1 protein-coding gene is annotated in these 1,364 nt (G+C 55.7%); it reads left to right on the top strand.

The features are described 5' to 3' along the window. The first annotated feature begins 52 nt into the window (after positions 1–52). A complete protein-coding gene (locus NTD88_RS14565) occupies positions 53–1,303 on the top strand; it encodes an IS256 family transposase (RefSeq protein ID WP_262154126.1) in 1,251 nt (416 codons plus the stop codon). The last annotated feature ends 61 nt before the right edge of the window (positions 1,304–1,364 follow it).

Genomic DNA, 1,364 nt, shown 5'->3' with positions numbered 1-1,364 from the left:
GGGGGTGTCAGAAATTTTGTGTTCGGGCATAACATGAGTAAGAGGTGCATGTATGCCAACCAAAAAGAAACCTGCGCTGCGCGAGCTACCGAAGATTCCGAAAGAACTGCTTGAGCAGTTCACCGACGGACCGATGACCGCTGAAGCCATTGAGGACGCCTCTGCAGCGTTCAAAAAGGCCTTGATCGAGCGAGCCTTGAGCGCTGAGCTCGGCCATCACCTGGGTTATCCGCCGGGCGCGAAGCGCCCAGAGGATGAAACCAACCAGCGTAATGGCAAAAGCGGCAAGACGGTTTTGACCGGGGATGGCCCGATCCGGCTGGATATTCCGCGTGACCGGGACGGCAGTTTTTCACCCATTCTGATTCCAAAGCACGAGCGCCGTTACACCGGTTTCGACGACAAGATCATCGCCATGTATGCCCGCGGAATGACCGTCAGAGAAATCCGTGCGTTCCTGTCCGAGCAGTACGGTACGGACGTTTCGCCCGACTTCATCAGCTCTGTAACCGATGAGGTGATGGCGGAGATTGGTGCGTGGCAACAGCGGCCACTGGAGCCGATGTATCCGGTTATTTTCTTTGATGCCCTGCGGGTCAAAATCCGCGAAGAGGGGCTGGTCCGCAACAAGGCGATCTACTTGGCATTGGGTGTTTTGCCTGATGGAACACGCGATATTCTCGGCATCTGGATCGAAAGTTCCGAGGGCGCCAAGTTCTGGATGAAGGTGTTCAACGACCTCAAGACACGCGGCGTCGAAGATGTGTTGATTGCTGTAACTGACGGTCTCAAAGGCATGCCAGAAGCCCTTGGCGCTGTATTTCCAGATACGACACTGCAAACATGCATTGTTCATCTAATCCGCAACAGCCTTGATTACGCAGCTTGGGATAAGCGTCGCGAATTGGCCAAAGCGCTTAAGCCGATCTATCAGGCAGTGACTGCCGAAGCGGCTGAGCAGGCGCTGGATGCTTTTGAAAGCGGGCCATGGGGCAAGCAGTACCCGACGGTAGTGGCTGCCTGGCGGCGGGCGTGGGATCGAGTGATTCCATTTTTCGTTTTCCCGCCGGCGATCCGAAAAGTGATCTACACGACCAACGCCATTGAGAGCATCAACGCTCAGCTACGCAAGATCATCAAGACGCGCGGCCACTTCCCGACTGACGATGCGGCCACCAAACTGATCTGGCTTGGACTACGCAATATCACAGCAAACTGGGGCTCTGCGGCCCATGACTGGAAGAGCGCGATGAATCAATTCGCGATTCTGTACGGAGACCGATTTATCAGGCCAACCTGGTAAAAGCACGGCCTGCCTGACGGCAGGCCGTTACCGGCCCGAACACAAAGAATCTGACAGTCCC

It is taken from the genome of Pseudomonas sp. 20P_3.2_Bac5, assembly GCF_025466035.1.
Classification (GTDB): domain Bacteria; phylum Pseudomonadota; class Gammaproteobacteria; order Pseudomonadales; family Pseudomonadaceae; genus Aquipseudomonas.
Note: the sequence above shows the minus strand (reverse complement) of the source record. Positions and strands in the feature narration are given on the sequence as shown.

What these genes read in the sequence shown, in the direction of transcription:
- NTD88_RS14565 (WP_262154126.1), top strand. Translation starts at nt 53, where the DNA reads ATGCCAACCAAAAAGAAACCTGCGCTGCGCGAGCTACCGAAGATTCCG.